The 15,737-nt window shown below is 37.6% G+C and carries 13 protein-coding genes; 7 read left to right on the top strand and 6 right to left on the bottom strand.

Going from position 1 to position 15,737, the window contains the following annotated elements; all coding sequences use genetic code 11:
* Positions 1–39 precede the first annotated feature (39 nt).
* The 6 genes from CA730_RS21770 to CA730_RS21745 form a co-directional block, all read right to left on the bottom strand.
* Complete coding sequence (locus tag CA730_RS21770; RefSeq protein ID WP_096670493.1) at positions 40–1,077, bottom strand: sulfonate ABC transporter substrate-binding protein; 1,038 nt, start codon at positions 1,075–1,077, stop codon at positions 40–42.
* A 60-nt stretch (positions 1,078–1,137) separates the two neighbouring features.
* On the bottom strand, positions 1,138–2,001 hold the full coding sequence (locus CA730_RS21765) for a TauD/TfdA dioxygenase family protein (protein ID WP_096670492.1): 864 nt from the start codon (positions 1,999–2,001) through the stop codon (positions 1,138–1,140).
* 96 nt (positions 2,002–2,097) lie between these two features.
* Positions 2,098–3,213, bottom strand: a complete 1,116-nt coding sequence (locus tag CA730_RS21760; protein ID WP_096671724.1) for an aliphatic sulfonate ABC transporter substrate-binding protein — start codon at positions 3,211–3,213, stop codon at positions 2,098–2,100.
* A 428-nt stretch (positions 3,214–3,641) separates the two neighbouring features.
* Positions 3,642–4,460, bottom strand: a complete 819-nt coding sequence (locus CA730_RS21755) for an ATP-binding cassette domain-containing protein (protein WP_096670490.1) — start codon at positions 4,458–4,460, stop codon at positions 3,642–3,644.
* A 530-nt stretch (positions 4,461–4,990) separates the two neighbouring features.
* Positions 4,991–5,812 carry an NADPH-dependent oxidoreductase gene (locus CA730_RS21750; RefSeq protein WP_096671722.1) on the bottom strand — a complete coding sequence of 274 codons (822 nt, stop codon included), beginning with the start codon at positions 5,810–5,812 and terminating at the stop codon, positions 4,991–4,993.
* 214 nt (positions 5,813–6,026) lie between these two features.
* A complete protein-coding gene (locus CA730_RS21745) occupies positions 6,027–7,808 on the bottom strand; it encodes an iron uptake porin (protein WP_096670488.1) in 1,782 nt (593 codons plus the stop codon).
* 451 nt (positions 7,809–8,259) lie between these two features.
* On the opposite strand from CA730_RS21745, the gene CA730_RS21740 reads away from it, so the two are divergent.
* The 7 genes from CA730_RS21740 to CA730_RS21710 all read left to right on the top strand — a co-directional run bounded on the left by CA730_RS21740 (position 8,260) and on the right by CA730_RS21710 (position 15,607).
* Positions 8,260–9,300, top strand: a complete 1,041-nt coding sequence (locus CA730_RS21740; protein ID WP_096670486.1) for an NADP(H)-dependent aldo-keto reductase — start codon at positions 8,260–8,262, stop codon at positions 9,298–9,300.
* A gap of 81 nt (positions 9,301–9,381) precedes the next feature.
* Positions 9,382–10,368: a threo-3-hydroxy-L-aspartate ammonia-lyase gene (locus CA730_RS21735; protein WP_096670484.1), complete on the top strand. Its 987-nt coding sequence runs from the start codon at positions 9,382–9,384 to the stop codon at positions 10,366–10,368.
* A gap of 157 nt (positions 10,369–10,525) precedes the next feature.
* Entirely contained in the window at positions 10,526–11,182 is a 657-nt protein-coding gene (locus tag CA730_RS21730) for a class I SAM-dependent methyltransferase family protein (protein WP_096670482.1), read from the top strand.
* 3 nt (positions 11,183–11,185) lie between these two features.
* Entirely contained in the window at positions 11,186–12,397 is a 1,212-nt protein-coding gene (locus tag CA730_RS21725; RefSeq protein WP_096670480.1) for a glutathione S-transferase family protein, read from the top strand.
* 31 nt (positions 12,398–12,428) lie between these two features.
* The gene (locus CA730_RS21720; protein ID WP_096670478.1) at positions 12,429–12,869 is read left to right on the top strand and encodes a beta-lactamase hydrolase domain-containing protein; all 441 of its coding nucleotides are present in this window, start codon (positions 12,429–12,431) and stop codon (positions 12,867–12,869) included.
* Between the two features lie 210 nt (positions 12,870–13,079).
* Positions 13,080–13,880 carry an SDR family oxidoreductase gene (locus tag CA730_RS21715; protein WP_096670476.1) on the top strand — a complete coding sequence of 267 codons (801 nt, stop codon included), beginning with the start codon at positions 13,080–13,082 and terminating at the stop codon, positions 13,878–13,880.
* Positions 13,881–13,981: 101 nt separating this feature from the next.
* Entirely contained in the window at positions 13,982–15,607 is a 1,626-nt protein-coding gene (locus CA730_RS21710; RefSeq protein WP_096671720.1) for an FAD-dependent oxidoreductase, read from the top strand.
* Positions 15,608–15,737: the final 130 nt, after the last annotated feature.

Below are 15,737 nucleotides of genomic sequence, written 5' to 3'. Positions count from 1 at the left end.
CGTTGAGCCGCCATGGTAAGAATCAGAAATAACTACAGGTTATTTCTTACTAATTCTTTGAGGTGTAATAGCTGCATATTGTTGAGAACTGAGAACAGATTCTTTGATGGTAATTTGTTTAGGAATAACTCCTTCTTTATAGAACAAATCAGCAATACGTTGTTGTTCAGCAACAAGAGATGAGTTAATTGGGCGTAAACGGAATGTACGTCTACGAACTACAACTGCTAAAAGTGCAGGATCAAGTTTTAGTTCTGGTGCGAGAATTTTTACAACTTCATTAGGATTAGATTCTGCCCATTCTCCTAACTTATCAACTTCTTCCAAAACTATCCGCACAACTTCTGGATTTTCCACAGCAAAACTCCGTCTAGCCATATAAAATCCGCCTTGAGTGGCAATTTTGGAAGCATTTCTCAAAACACGAGCATTAGCAGTTTTTTGAACAACCGCAATAAAGGGGTCCCAGGCTACCCAAGCATCAATTTTCTTTTGAATAAAAGCATCACGGGCTTCTGCTGGAGTTAAACTAACTGCTTGAATATCGCTATATTTCAAACCTGCTTCAGCTAATGCTCTTAGTAGTAAATAATGTGATGCTGATCCCTTTTGAAAAACAACTTTTTTCCCTTTAAGATCCTTAACTGTCTTAATAGGAGAATCTGGCTGGACAACAATAGCACTACCTTCACCTTTACTAGGTTTACGTCCAGCAATATAAGCTAATTGAGCGCCAGCAGCTTGAGCAAAAATTGGTGGTGTTTCTCCTACAGAACCAATATCAACCCTATTTGCATTCATCGCTTCCATGAGTTGTGGACCAGCAGGAAATGGAGACCATTCTACTTTGATACCTAAAGGCTGAAGACGTTTATCTATAACTCCTTTAATCTTGACAATATCTCCAGAAGTTTGATAAGCAAGTCGGACTACTTTGGTTTTAATTCCTGCTTTATTAGTTGTATTTTGGGCTTCGACTATATTACTAGCAATTGGAACAGAAAGAAAAACCAAAGTTAATGCTGAATATTGAACTAATTTCTGTAAAACTGTGCGTCGTTGTAGATTAAAGTTCATAATTATGTTTTCTCACTTAATTTCAATTCAAATTGTTTTATTACTGTTTGACTACAAAACCTAAAATGGGCGACTACCTGCTAAACTAATCCGTTTCATAACCCGACGTTGATGAGAATCAAAAGTTTGACGATAATGTAATGTAGATTGATTATCCCAGTAGACAATATCGCCCACAGACCATCTATGTTGATAATAAAATTGAGGCTGATGAAGATGATTTCTCAATTTTTCAATTAGTTCTTTACCCTCTTGGGGTTCTAACCCAACAACTTCAACTTCTGTGGTGTAATCTAAATACAAAATCTTTTTACCACTCTCTGGATGAGTTCTAACTAATGGGTGGGGAAAGACAGGACTAATCAAAGGAATATTCTTGTCCTCACGATATTTTCTGCGAGGTTCTCCTGGCTTATTTAAAAATGGATTATAAGTAATCAACCGCAAATCTGCAATTCGTTGTTTGGTTGATTCATCCAAAGTTTCATAAGCTAAAGTGAGATTTAACCAGGAAGTATCTCCACCTTCAGATGGTACTTCTAAAGCATAAAGTAGAGAACCACTAGAAGGATAGGGTGTCCATTTATGATCAGAATGAAAAGCTAATTCACCTGTACCTGTGTAGCCACCATCAACATTAGAAACGGGAATTATAACTGGTGTTACTCCCGGTTGAGAAGCGAGAACTGGAACATTTTCTGGTGGGACAAATAATGAACCAAAATTAAAACTAAAGTTCAAAAATTGCTCATCATTAAGATGTTGATTTTTGAAAATGAGAACATGATAATCTCTAAGTGCTTGTTTAAGTTGTAAAATTGCTTCAGGAGCAAGAGATTTTGTCGCATCTAATCCAGTTACTACTGCTCCTAATGCTGCATCAATAGGAGTGATTTGGAAATTAGTTAAAGTAAGTGTCGGCATAGTTGAAAATTTTGTTGAAAATCAAATTCAGTTTAATTAAAGTTTTATTCTTTCTTAATTTGGTTAAAAAAGAAGAAATAAAACTAGTATAAATTACTACTTTTTAGTAAGCACTTCATTAGGAGTAATTGCAGCATATTGTTGAGGAGTTAAAAAACCATCTCTAACATTTACTTTCTTGGGTATAAGACCTAAGCTATACCATTTATCTGCAACGTCTTGTTGTTTTTTGATTACTTTTTCGTTAATTGGCACTAATGCAAAATCATATTTATTGTGCATTTTTTCTAAAGTTGGTGCATCAAGTTGAGTTGCACTAGTTAGTAACTGAGCAATTTCTTTAGGATTCTTTTTAGACCAAACTTGTGCTTTTTGCAATTCCTCTAGAAAAATTTTAATTACTTGAGGATTTTCTTGATAGAATTTGCGATTGGTAGTATAAAAGTTGTTAGTATCTCTTAAACCATTACCACCATCTAGTAAAACGCGACCTACTTTATTTTGCACATTTCTGGTGACAAATGGTTCCCAAATAAACCAAGCATCTACTTTACCTTGGCTAAAGGCAGCATTAGCATCTGGAGGGGCTAAAAAAACTGACTTTATATCAGTGAGTTTTAAACCTTCTCTTTCTGCTGCTCTAACTGTGAGGTAATGTCCAATAGATGCTTTTTGGAACGCAATTTTTTTGCCTTTCAAATCCTTGAAACGTTTAGCAGATGAATTGGGAGGAACTAGAAGTGAAACTGCTCTACCATCCGAGGAATTAGCTGCTAAATATACGAGAGGAACTCCGGCCGCTTGAGAAAAAACTGGAGGTGATTCGGCTGTAGATGCAATATCAAGTCCACCTGCATTTAAAGCTTCTAACTGTTGGGGACCAGCAGCAAATTCAGGCCATTCAACTTTATAGCCTAAAGATCCTAATCGTTTTTCTAAAATGCCTTTTTTTTCTAAAACTGCCAGGGCTGTAAGTTGTTTGGAACGAACAATTCGGACTACTTTTTTATTATTATTAGCAATTAGTTTACTATTTATATTAGTTGTACCACCAGTAGATAAAATTGCTTGTTTCTGAATGCTATTTTGGGGTGTATTCCAAGTAAATACTGCGGCAGATAAGACTAAGCTGTAACTAAAAGCGGATAAAGCAGAACGACGAGTGATCTGTTTGTTTTTCCATGATTTCAATTTACTTTCCCAATTCAGCATGATTGAATCCCCCTTTTTTTGGAACATTTTCTAGTTTTGTTTAATACTTAAAAAAGTGAGGTAGAAAAAATAATCTACCTCAACAAGGCATGAGGAAACCTAAAAATAACTGACAGTAATGCTTGGTAAGCCATGTAGAGAATATCAGTTATCAGTCAAATACCAAGATTGTTTAAATTGAGAAAAATTAGCGATGAGGATAATACAAAAACTTTTCTCACTTTTCACCAGTATCACCTAATAATTCTAAAGAACCTCAGAAGACGCTGGGAGATTTCTGGGTATGAACTTCGGTGTTGGTCTAAGGATAACCTAGACAACACCACGAGATGACTACTTGAACGCCTATCTGTGCAGATTTGACTTTTTGCAGACTTTCTATGGCGATAGTCATAATTTTTGCTCCAAACAGTTTCTAGTAATGGCATTTAGGCAGACACAGGACTCAATAAATAAGATGATGATGAAGATCCAGATATCAATTCTGTTTGTGAGGATTCTTGTTTACCCATGACTCTATCTAAAATTCTCTCTACAGTCTTCGCAAACTTTGCGTCTCCTCTAGCCCGTGGACGTGGCAAATCAATTTTCACATTCATACTAATTTGACCATTTTCAATCAAAATTACTCTGTCTGCTAATACCACAGCTTCTTCTACATCATGGGTAATTAACAGTGCTGTAAATCCTTGTTCTTGCCACAAACGTTCTAATAATTGTTGCATTTCAATTCTAGTTAAAGCATCTAACGCCCCCAAAGGTTCATCTAGTAGTAATAAAGAAGGTTTACTGGCTAAGGCTCTTGCTAAAGCTATCCGTTGTCTTTGTCCACCAGAAAGTACAGAAGGCCATTCATGAGCGCGGTCTTCTAATCCTACTTCACGCAGCACTTGTAAAGCCGTTTGCTTGGCATAAGCTTTGGAATTAGCACCTATTAAACCTAATTCTACATTTGCCAATACTCGCTGCCAAGGTAACAAACGAGCATCTTGAAACATCATGCGGATAGCGGGATTAATGGGTTTATCAGAATATTTACCATTTAACAAAACATTGCCATCACTGGGCGCATCTAGCCCAGCCACTAGACGCAACATTGTACTTTTACCACAGCCACTGCGACCAACAATAGCCACGAATTCCCCTGGCTGAATTTCTAAATCAATTCCTTGTAAAACAGTTTTATTTCCAAAAGACTTTCTCAGACATTCAAGATTTAATTGCATTCCTTTTACTTTATTAGTCATGATCAAAACCTCTTAATTGTGGATGTTTGATTGTTTATTTGGAGTAAATCTGTCAAATAAAAATAGACAATGCTTGTGGGGAATTTTTCTGAGCCGAAATCCTGATAAAATTAACATATTTATTTTCTATTTATTTTTCGGCTTGAGGAAATTTTAAGATTGACAGAAATTACTCGCTTTTATTTACTTGAATCTCTCTGGACAAAAAGCTTTAGTAAACAAGCATCTGGTATTACTACCAATATGCTTGTTGTGCCAATCTGTGTCTCCCAGGTATAATCCACTGTAAATCGGTAGGAATACCGTAGCTTTAATTTAGTTTGGCATAACTCGATAAAAATTGCAAGTCTCTTTGAGAAGAAATTTATAAAAAATACCTATAAAAAAATCCCCACTTGTTTATGAGGATTTATTGCATAAAAAATCCAGCAAGTAATAAATTAATTGCTGACATCAAGAAATAAGAAAAATTCATTTTCGACTATTTGTTAACAAATTCTTGTGATTTATATTCTTGTTACAAAAGTTAATTATTGTAATTTAAACCCCAAATTATTCAGAATTTCTTTTAATCTATGCCGACCAGATAATGATTCAGCCGATGCTACTCTTTTACTAGAATGTTCCGACCAATCACCAGGAATATTCATGTGTTGTGAATTGTAAAAATTTGCCATGATTTGGTTATATTCTGATATGCCTTGCTCTTGTTCTGCAAGTTGATATGTTTCTCGATGTACTACCACTGATTGTGGTAAACGTGGTTTAATTGCCACCTTGACAACAGGATCAGCATAGCCCACACATAAACCAAAAACAGCAACTACATGAGGTGGTAAATTCAAAATTTTGGCTACATCTTCTGGTTTATTTCGTAATGCACCGATATACACAGTTCCCAATCCAATAGATTCTGCTGCGACTACCGCATTTTGTGCCGCTAATGCAGCATCTATCGCTGCCATCAAAAACATTTCTAAATAATCTAAACCTTCATGAGGTAGTCCACGATTTTCGGCAATGTTTGTGAGTCTGGCTAAATCTGCTAACCATACTAAAAAGAGAGGACATTGGCGAATATGTGCTTGATTATTAGTTAGTTTTAATAATTCTTCTTTGCGATTTGCATCTTCAACTGCTACTACACTCCAAGTCTGGAGATTGGAAGAAGTAGAAGCAGATTGAGCAGCAGCAATTAAAACTTCTAAAGTTCCTGGTGGTAAAGCATCAGGTAAATAAGCACGAATTGAACGATGGGATAACAGAGTTTCTAAGGTGTCACTCCAGGGAATATCTGGATTGAAGTTACTATTACCATAACGATGATTAAATAATTCAGTTGGGTTAGTCATAACTTGCAGAAAAATGATTATGAAAATGTCAGAATCAGGATGTCCAGGATTGAAGGATTCACAGGATAAAAATGTCAGAATCAGGATATCCAGGATTAAAGGATTCACAGGATAAAAATGTCAGAATCAGGATATCCAGGATTAAAGGATTCACAGTATTAAAGACTTTTAATAAATACGAAATCCTGCAAATCCTCAAATCCTGATTTATGGGTTAAAATCTGAAGGTGGTACGTAGCCAACCCACCACACTACCAGGATTAGTAGTATCGGAATTTGGTGCTGTCACCCAAATAAATCCAGGTGTAACTTCAATATTGTCAGTAAGTTTATATTGATACCATCCCTCAACGTGCAGAGAGGTATCTTTGTCGGCTTGACCTTTACCCGCTCCCAAATCTACATTTTTACTAAGTGTAGTTAATGTTGGAGCTACACCCACAAAAATAGCTCCTAAGCTACCTTTTTTGCCCAAGTCAGGAGATGTTAGTCCTACTCCCCAGTTCCAGACTTGACCATCTCCTTGTCCCAAATAACGATGGGCTGAATAACCAACAAAACTATTGATTGCTAGTCGGGGATTAAGTTTATATAATGCCCCAAGTCCATAAAGATTTCCGACTGTGCCCTTATCAACAATGCCCCTAGCTGCGTTGGCTGGGTTAGTGGAAATAGTGCTGTTTGCTAGGTTACTTCCAGCCGCAGGACCAAAGTTTGTTCCCCCTTGACCTAAAGTACCCGCTGGACTATAGGTGTTAGCATAACTTAAACCTAGCCGGAAATTCTTTTTGGGGCTAAAGTATGTTACCTGTCCAAATGCTACATATCTACCTGTAAATAAGCCATTATTAGGTGCGGGATTATCACCATTAGGCGCACTGTATGATGCACCTAATTGCCACTGTTTACTTAGGTCATGAAGTATGGCAATTCCAGGACCCGTATCTCCATAGTTATAGACCATATTCCGCCGGGAAAACCGAGAAATCCCGTTAGAAGCTGACCCTTCAAATGGGTTTGTTGGACCACTTAAACCAATCTCGTTTGCTCCATCAGATTGGGCAAAAATGTTGAATTGGGTCTTTTTACCAACTGGAAAACGATAACGAATACCGCCAAGAACAATCTGATTAGCTCCAAAACTAGGACTGGCATTATCGGCAGTTCTACTGTCAAATGTACCAAATATTCCTCCAGTGGGATTATTTGTGCTAAGTCCTGTTCCAGTTCCTCTAGGATTAGGTACTCCACCTAATGAGTTAATGTTTCCACCTGATAATGTTAACCGTAGTTGATCCTTCCCAGTAAAACTGGTATTTAATATTAAACGAACCCGCTCTGAAAATGTAATGGTGCGGGGTGCGGGTTGTTTGGTGACGACGTTATTACCTGCTAAAACTCCGCCAACTACAAACTGAGCTTCACCTTGTAGCTTAGTTGTTGTTGAAAATTGATTACCTTCTAATTCTGTGGTTCGTGCTTCTATTGTCTGTAATCTTCCGCGTAATACAGTAAGTTCGGTATTAAATTCTTCAGTTAGTCGTTGTATGCTTTCCAAATCTGTTTTTAGTGCCAAATCTGATGTAGATGCGGCAATAAGTTTGTTGACTTGATCTAAACAAGCATTTAACCCTGCGGCAAATTCATAGCGAGTTAAAGCCTGATTACCACGATATTTAGTATCAGAACCAACTAAACAATCGTAACGTTCTATGAGGGATTTTAATGCCTCATAAGCCCAGTCAGTTGGTTGGACATCTGAAAGCTGGGATACAGATGTAACTTGTGATTCCTCAGATGAAGAAGAAGATTCTTTTTGGGCAATTATTTGAGTAACGTTGTTAGAGTCAGGAATATTTATGCTGACGGGTGATAAAGTCTCCTTACTTATTGTCTCATTTATTTCACTGGCAAAAGTTTTTGTACTAGCTGCTAAGACCAATAGGAATACAGACATTGGCAAAGTAAGCAATAAATTCCAAGTAGTTTTTTTCATTTTGATAACCCCACACACACAAAGAATTTAATTCAGCACGAAATCATTGAGGATTTCGCACCACAGGGAAAATAAGGGAATTTCTCAGAGAGAATTTGCCTCTTACAGGTCTATTTAGACTAGTTTTGTATTCGTAATGACATTAAAGCCTATAGTAGTGACTAAATTACCTTACTTATTCAATAAAATACTGTAAATCGGTCAAGTTACTGTAGTCAATTTTTGATAGATAGCAGCATCTCATAAAAAATCTGTAATTTGAGTATTGATGGATACATTTTTTATAATTTTAAATTAATTGTTACAAAGGGTTGTCTATCTCAGTTATGTGTGATAATATACGTTTTCAGGTATTAACTCCGCTAAATCAATAGATTTAGTGTAGTTTCATAAATTAGTCATATTTTTAGTTTTTGTAGCAAAATGAAATGAGGAGAATCATTTAAACATTATGAAATACAACCAACTTGGTGCAAGCGACCTCAAGGTTTCCGATATTTGTTTGGGAACTATGACCTATGGAAATCAAAATAGTATTGAAGAAGCCCATGAGCAACTTGAATATGCTGTAGCTCAAGGAATCAATTTCCTAGATGCTGCGGAAATGTATCCCGTTCCTCCTCGTGGTGAAACTCAGGGAAAAACTGAGGCTTATATTGGGGAATGGTTAAAGAAACAGCAACGAGATAAACTGATAGTTGCGACTAAAATTGCAGGTCCTGGTCGTCCTTTTTCCTGGTTGAGGGGCGGAAATAACAAAGTTGACCGTGAGAATATTAATCAGGCAGTAAATGATAGTTTGCAGCGATTACAAACTGATTATATAGATTTGTATCAAATTCATTGGCCTGATCGTTATGTTCCCACATTTGGACAGACAAGTTATAATCCCGAATTAGAGAGGGAATCTGTGCCTATTACGGAAGAGTTACAGGCGTTTGCTGATGTGATTAAAGCGGGGAAGATTCGCTATTTGGGTTTAAGCAATGAAACACCTTGGGGGGTAAGTGAGTTTGTTCGCATTGCTAATGATTTGGGATTACCTAAAGTTCTGACAACTCAAAATGCTTACAATTTATTAAATCGTAATTTTGAATCTGGGTTAGCTGAAGTTTCTCGTTATACAGATGTGGGTTTATTGGCTTATAGTCCCCTGGGTTTTGGGTTTTTGACTGGTAAGTATATTGATAATCAACAATTGGAAAATACGAGAATAACTCTATTTCCAGGTTTTGGACAACGGTATTTAAAACCCAATGTCCAAGAAGCGGTTAAGGCTTATGTGGAGATTGCTGAAAAGTATAATCTCTCACCTGCTCAATTAGCGATCGCATTTGTCAAGAGTCGCTGGTTTGTAAAAAGTACAATTATTGGCGCAACAACTTTGGCACAATTACAAGAAAATATAGATAGTGTCAATGTGGTTTTGGATAAAGAGATTTTCGCAGAAATAGATGCAATTCATAGTCGTTATCCTAATCCAGCACCTTAACCGAGTTTTGTAAAAAAATACAAAGCGAGATTCTCACCTCACTTAATATTAGTGGTGGTGAGAGTTGCTTTATGAAAAACAATGCTACTGTCTAACTCTGTTAATTTTGCTGATATACAAGCAGCGCAACAACGACTTTTGGGTATTGCTCATCAAACAGCAGTTATTACCTCTGATACCGTCAATGAACTGACTCAAAGCCAAATATTTTTTAAATGCGAAAACTTTCAACGGACAGGAGCATTTAAGTTTCGTGGTGCTTATAATGCTTTAGTCCAATTATCACTAGAGCAGAAAATAAAAGGGGTGATTACCTATTCTTCAGGAAATCATGCCCAAGCGATCGCTTTAGCTGGAAAATTACTCAACGTTCCCACAGTTGTAGTTATGCCTGATAATGCACCGATAGTCAAACAAACTGCTACTCGCGGTTATGGTGCAGAAGTCATTTTGTACAGCCCTGACACAACTAACCGGGAAAGATTAACCAAAAGTCTGGCAGTAGAACGCGAATTAACTTTAATCCCCCCCTATGATCATCCTCATATAATTGCTGGGCAAGGTACAACTGCATTAGAACTAATTCAGGAAGTGGGACAACTAGATTACTTATTAGTATGTTGTGGTGGTGGTGGATTAATTTCTGGTTGTGCAGTTACTACAAAAGCACTTTTACCTAACTGTAAAATCATTGGTGTAGAACCAGAATTAGCTGATGATGCTACTCGCTCTTTTTACACCAAAACCCTGCAAACTGTCCACAATCCCCATACCATTGCTGATGGTGTCAGGACTCCCAGTTTAGGTAAAATCACCTTTCCCCTAGTCTTACAATACGTAGATGATATGGTGACAGTATCAGATGCAGCCATCATTCGCACCATGTTTTTTATTTGGGAACGCTTAAAAATCGTTGTTGAACCTACCGGAGTTATAGCCGCAACAGCATTATTAGAAGGTGTAGTGAAAGCACCGGGCGCGAGAATTGGCGTAATTATCAGTGGTGGAAATGTAGATTTATTGCAAGTTAGTCAATTGAAACAACTTGATCATCTTTTGCATTACTAGCTTAATTATCTAACTACTTGATTTTCTGCGAATTGATATGTTAGTCTGTACTTATATTTAATCTACGGTTCTTTGATAAACTTACCGTACTTTAATGATAAGGTGATCAAATACACTGTTGAGAATCTGAATTTTTAGTAATCGGAAATCTTCTTTTATGCCAAAAGATTGGTTAGAATGGCACGATCTTTACAACACTGAAGCCAAATTACAGCAGCGTCTAGAAATCGTGCAGGAATATATTTCCTATAGTTTGGATAACTCCCCAACAGGGGCTATTCGTATAGTTAGTGCTTGCGCTGGTGATGGGCGAGATTTATTAGGAACTTTAGCAAATCATCCTCGCGCTAAAGATGTATATGCAAGATTGGTAGAAATCAATCCTGAGTTAGTTGAACGTGGACGTGCAACTATAGAATCATTGGGTTTAACAAAACAAATTGAGTTTATTAACAGTGATGCCACAGATTCTACTAATTATTTAGGAGCAGTACCAGCAGATATTGTCATTGTTTGCGGTATTTTTGGGAATTTAGCTGATGAAAATGAACTCAATCGTTTATTGGGAAATTTGAGTTTTTTGAGCAAAAAAGGTGCTTTTGTTCTCTGGACTCGTGGACATTCTAACGGTATTGCTTATTCAGAAACCGTGCGTAAATACTTCCGTGATTTTGGATTTGAGGAAGTTAACTTTAAACTCACAGCCACAGGAGATATGGGAGTAGGGATTCATCGTTATTTAGGTGAAAATCTACCTACACCCAAAGAAGAAGAATTATTTGTATTTTCTGGCGTTCCAAATAAGGCAAGGTAAGAAATGGCTATTGCAAGCACTACCATATCCAGTTGGGATCAATTATTAGAAAAAGCTCGACAAAATACCCCTGTTCGTCGAGTCAAAAGACCAGGACAAGCGCCTTCTACTGCTCCTATTCCTAGTAGTTTACATAAACTTCCACCATATACAAAACCACAAGTATTGTTATATAGAGATAGTAACTCTTGGTGTCCTTTTTGCGAAAGAGTTTGGTTTGCCTTAGAAGAAAAACAAATTCCCTTTGAAACAGAATTTATTGATTTGAGTAATAAGCCTAAGTGGTATACTGATTTAGTGCCAACAACTCTTGTTCCCGCAGCAAATATTGAGGGGAAGTTAGTTTATGAATCTAAAGACATTCTTTTAGAATTCGAAGAACACTTTGGCGAAACATTGTTACCTGAAAATCCAGAAGAAAATGCTCTTGCTAGACAATGGGTTGAAGATGCAGAAACTAATGGTTTTCGGGATATTGCCTATAAATTCTTGAGACAACCTCCAGAAGATGCCAAAGAACTAGCAAATTTAGAAGCAGAATTTGAAGCTAAATTAGATGAAATTGAGAAAACTTTAGGGAGATACCCAAAACCCTATTTTTTATCAACATTTAGTTTGGTAGACATTATGTATAGTCCCCATTTAGATAGATTGGCGGCTAATTTACCAGTATATAGAGGATATCACATTAAAGGAAATCCTCGTTTTCCTCTCATCAATGTTTGGTTTGCAGCACTTAAAAAACGTCGTGCTTACAACCGAGTTAAATCAGACAATATTACTAATAATTTACTTTTACGGCGTAGATTTGGAGTAGAACCTATTGGTAATCCCTTGCCTTTAGATTTATTTGATGCTGAATTTATTGAATATCGGGCTGAAGCAGCAGAAAGATTAAGTGATAATCGAGAAGTTGCTATTGGCGATATTCTCAAAAATTCTGGAGTTCAATCTTTAGGTGATATCTCAATAATCAAAGAAATTGTTGATTTTCACCTCAGACTATTAGCTGATTATCTCCTTAATGGTAATAACGAACTATTACTAGGAGGAAGAACAGGTGGAAAAGAAAGTATAGATCCCATTATCGCCGCTACAGGGGCTATTACGCTGGCTTATGTAAGAAATAGAATTTGTGCGCCACGAGATATGAGTGCTGGTGCTGCAACTGCATTACGAGCCGCCGCAGATAAGGTTTTGGCATCTATTTATTAATTTTTTTTCACACAAATAGGAAGGAATTAAAATGACTGATTTTAAAAAGGTTAGCGATGATTTGAGTATTGCTGGACAAATTTCATCTGAGGAATTAAAACAATTGGCAATAGGAGGCTTTAAATCAGTTTTAAATTTACGTGATCCTGATGAAAATGGTTTTTTCCATGATGAAAAGCAAGAAGCACAAATTGTAGGATTGGAATATACAAACATTCCCTTAAATTCTCAAGCACCAAATCCGAAATTAACAGCACAAGCAATTCAAGCTGTGGAGAACTTACCTAAACCAATTTTAATTCACTGTGCCGGTGGTGCAAGAGCAGGAGGAATAGCTTTAATTACAGAAGCAATTAAAGCAGGTTTAACTTATGAACAAATTGCTCAAAAAGCTAATGAATTGGGCATTAATTTAGAACAGCCACATCTCAAGCAATTTCTATTAGAAAAATTTGCAGCTAGACAAAATTAAGTTGTAGGCTTTGGCGCATATAGCAATTCCCATTCAAGTCAGGTACAAGCGTTAATAATCAAACGCAGATGGACGCAGATAAACGCAGATAATTTTGTACTTCATTAGACTAGGAAATGCTATTAATAAAAATTAAAAATCTACAACTTTGCTTCTTTCCTCGAAATACATTAATCAATCCCCTGGGTAAATTTATCAAGTACAATTTCTATGAGTTTAGAACTAAATCTATCAGGTAAAACAGCAATTGTTACAGGTGGTAGTGCTGGAATTGGATTAGCTACCGCCAAAGGTTTATATAGTGAAGGTGTGAATGTAGTTATTGCTGCTCGCAACCAAGAAAGACTTGATCAAGCAGTAATTGATATTCAATCTTTAGATAATGCAAATGCTAAAGTTATTGGCATTACTGCCGACGTAACCAAAGCAGAAGATATTGACAAAGTTGTTTCTAAAATATTAGAACAATTTGGGAAAATTGATATCTTGATTAATAATGCTGGTTCAGCCCGTGCTGGTTCATTTTTAGAATTAAGTGATGAAGCATTTTTAGATGCTTGGAATTTAAAACTTTTGGGTTACATTCGCTTTGTGAGAGCCGTTGTACCTCATCTAAAAAAACAGGGTGATGGACGCATTGTTAATATTATCGGTGGTGCTGGACGGACACCCCGCCCTAATTTCCTACCAGGAGGAACAACAAATGCTGCATTGCTAAACTTTACACGAGGCATTTCTAAAGAATTAGCCCAAGATAATATTAGAATTAATGCCATTTCTCCAGGCTTAACAGACACAGAAAGAGCGAAAACTTTAGCAGTACAAAATGTCCAAAGTTTGGGTATTACGGTAGATGAATATAAAGCCCAAGCAGTGAAATCAATACCTTTAGGAAAAATCGTTAAGCCTGAAGAAATTGCATCTCTAGCTTTATTTTTAGTTTCTGATTTAGCTGCTTCTATTACTGGTGTAGAAATTCAAGTTGATGGTGGAAGTACACCGGGAGTTTAAGTTATTGCGTAGGTTGGGTTAAGCGACAGCGCAACCCAACATTTTCAGAATTTTGTTGGGTTTCCTTCCGTCAATTAATGTTACAAAAAAGAGGAACTTCCATGACTCAAAAACAATTATTTTCCCAAGATAGCGATGTTGATCAAACCTTATTAGCTGATGTATTAGTAATTGGTGGTGGACCTGCTGGAACTTGGTCAGCCTGGAGTGCTGCTAACTGTGGTGCAAAAGTGGTCTTAGTAGATAAAGGCTATTGTGGCACAAGTGGCTGTGCAGCCGCATCAGGTAACGGTGTGTGGTATGTGCCACCCGAACCCGACAGTAGAGAAGCAGCAATGGCTTCTAGAGAGGCTTTAGGAGGATTTTTATCTAGCCGTGATTGGATGCAACGGGTACTAGATCAAACTTATGCGAACGTTAACCAACTAGCTGACTGGGGTTATCCGTTTCCTACGGGTGAAGATGGTAAACCCTATCGGCGCAGTCTGCAAGGGCCAGAATATATGCGTTTGATGCGGCAACAAGTAAAACGGGCAGGAGTGAAAATTTTAGATCACAGTCCGGCTTTACAGTTGTTGGTAGATGCAGAAGGGGCTGTAGCTGGGGTGACGGGGGTTAACCGTCAGACTGGTGAAAAGTGGGTTGTGCGATCGCATTCAGTAATCATTGCTACCGGAGGCTGTGCTTTCTTGAGTAAGGCCTTGGGTTGCAATGTGCTAACAGGGGATGGATACCTGATGGCAGCAGAAGCGGGTGCAGATATGTCGGGAATGGAGTTTTCCAACGCCTATGGCATCGCACCTGCTTTTTCCTCTGTCACCAAAACCTTATTCTATAATTGGGCAACTTTTACCTACGAAGATGGGACCCCTATCCCCGGCGCTGGTTCACAAAAAGGGCGTTCTGTGATTGCCGAAACTTTGATAACTCAACCAGTTTATTGCATCATAGACAAAGCCTCAGAAGAAATGCAGGTAACAATGCGGTTATCTCAACCTAATTTCTTTCTACCTTTTGATCGTGCAGGTATTAATCCCTTTACTCAACGTTTCCCTGTGACTCTGCGTTTAGAGGGGACTGTCCGGGGTACAGGTGGGATTAGAATTACTGATTATACTTGTGCTACTTCAGTCCGTGGACTTTATGCTGCTGGTGATGCAGCCACAAGAGAATTAATTTGTGGTGGTTTTACTGGTGGTGGTAGTCATAACGCCGCTTGGGCGCTATCTTCAGGGTATTGGGCAGGACAGTCTGCGGCTACATACTCCCGTGATTTAGGTGTGCAAGCCAACCAAAGACCAGTTCAAGCTGTAGGTGGTGCAGGATTTATTTATGGTAGTCAGCGCCAAACTGACAGTGAAGAAATAATTAAAGCTACTCAAGCGGAAGTTTTCCCTTATGATCGCAACTATTTCCGTAATGAACGCAGTTTGATAGAATCACTGCAAAGATTACATTTCCTTTGGCATAAAATTCGTAACAGCGAGGTTGCAGATAATAGCAATATTGTCCGTACCAGGGAAGCAGCTGCAATGGTAGCTACAGCTAGATGGATGTATAGCAGTGCCTTGGAACGGAAAGAAACTCGCGGAATGCACAAACACCAGGATTATCCACAGCAAGATGCTAACCAACAACATCATTTAATTAGTGGTGGTTTGGATCAAGTGTGGGTGAAAGCTACACCTATCCAGGAAGTAAAAACGAAAGAACTCGTAACTGTTTAATTGTAGGTTGGGTTGACGCAAGGAAACCCAACATTATCAAAACTTTTGCTATGTTTCATTCTACTCAACATGATCATAACTTGTGTTGGGTTTCACTTCGTTCTACACAACCTACATCAATATTAATTTT

This window comes from Dolichospermum compactum NIES-806 (genome assembly GCF_002368115.1).
Taxonomy (GTDB): Bacteria; Cyanobacteriota; Cyanobacteriia; order Cyanobacteriales; family Nostocaceae; genus Dolichospermum; species Dolichospermum compactum.
The sequence above is the reverse complement of the archived record's forward strand: the minus strand, read 5'-3'. Positions and strand labels throughout refer to the sequence as shown.